This is a genomic window from Streptomyces sp. NPDC058086, assembly GCF_042885015.1.
Classification (GTDB): Bacteria; Actinomycetota; Actinomycetes; order Streptomycetales; family Streptomycetaceae; genus Streptomyces.
Genome location: NZ_JBHVST010000225.1, coordinates 3,729 through 5,249, shown reverse-complemented (window position 1 = coordinate 5,249; position 1,521 = coordinate 3,729). Strand labels below are relative to the sequence as shown.

General features: G+C 56.5%; 1 rRNA gene (cut by a window edge). It reads right to left on the bottom strand.

The window, feature by feature from the left end:
- Positions 1-21: 21 nt before the first annotated feature.
- A 23S ribosomal RNA gene (locus tag ACFVWD_RS57125) occupies positions 22-1,521 on the bottom strand; it runs 1,640 nt beyond the window's last position.

Genomic DNA, 1,521 nt, shown 5'->3' with positions numbered 1-1,521 from the left:
ACACAGTGGACGCGAGCAACTGAGGACAAGCCCTCGGCCTATTAGTACCGGTCACCTCCAGCGGTTACCCGCCTTCCAGATCCGGCCTATCAACCCAGTCGTCTACTGGGAGCCTTAACCCCTCAAGGGGGTGGGAATACTCATCTCGAAGCAGGCTTCCCGCTTAGATGCTTTCAGCGGTTATCCCTCCCGAACGTAGCCAACCAGCCATGCCCTTGGCAGGACAACTGGCACACCAGAGGTTCGTCCGTCCCGGTCCTCTCGTACTAGGGACAGCCCTTCTCAATATTCCTACGCGCACAGCGGATAGGGACCGAACTGTCTCACGACGTTCTAAACCCAGCTCGCGTACCGCTTTAATGGGCGAACAGCCCAACCCTTGGGACCGACTCCAGCCCCAGGATGCGACGAGCCGACATCGAGGTGCCAAACCATCCCGTCGATATGGACTCTTGGGGAAGATCAGCCTGTTATCCCCGGGGTACCTTTTATCCGTTGAGCGACGGCGCTTCCACAAGCCACCGCCGGATCACTAGTCCCGACTTTCGTCCCTGCTCGACCCGTCGGTCTCACAGTCAAGCTCCCTTGTGCACTTACACTCAACACCTGATTACCAACCAGGCTGAGGGAACCTTTGGGCGCCTCCGTTACTCTTTAGGAGGCAACCGCCCCAGTTAAACTACCCATCAGACACTGTCCCTGATCCGGATCACGGACCCAGGTTAGACATCCAGCACGACCAGAGTGGTATTTCAACGACGACTCCACAACAGCTGGCGCTGCCGCTTCAAAGTCTCCCACCTATCCTACACAAGCCGAACCGAACACCAATATCAAACTGTAGTAAAGGTCCCGGGGTCTTTCCGTCCTGCTGCGCGAAACGAGCATCTTTACTCGTAGTGCAATTTCACCGGGCCTATGGTTGAGACAGTCGAGAAGTCGTTACGCCATTCGTGCAGGTCGGAACTTACCCGACAAGGAATTTCGCTACCTTAGGATGGTTATAGTTACCACCGCCGTTTACTGGCGCTTAAGTTCTCAGCTTCGCCACCCCGAAGAGTGACTAACCGGTCCCCTTAACGTTCCAGCACCGGGCAGGCGTCAGTCCGTATACATCGCCTTACGGCTTCGCACGGACCTGTGTTTTTAGTAAACAGTCGCTTCTCGCTGGTCTCTGCGGCCACCCCCAGCTCACGGAGTAAATCCGATCACCGGTGATGGCCCCCCTTCTCCCGAAGTTACGGGGGCATTTTGCCGAGTTCCTTAACCATAGTTCACCCGAACGCCTCGGTATTCTCTACCTGACCACCTGAGTCGGTTTAGGGTACGGGCCGCCATGAAACTCGCTAGAGGCTTTTCTCGACAGCATAGGATCATCCACTTCACCACAATCGGCTCGGCATCAGGTCTCAGACTATGTGTCAGGCGGATTTGCCTACCTGACGTCCTACACCCTTACCCCGGGACAACCACCGCCCGGGATGGACTACCTTCCTGCGTCACCCCATCACTCACCTACTG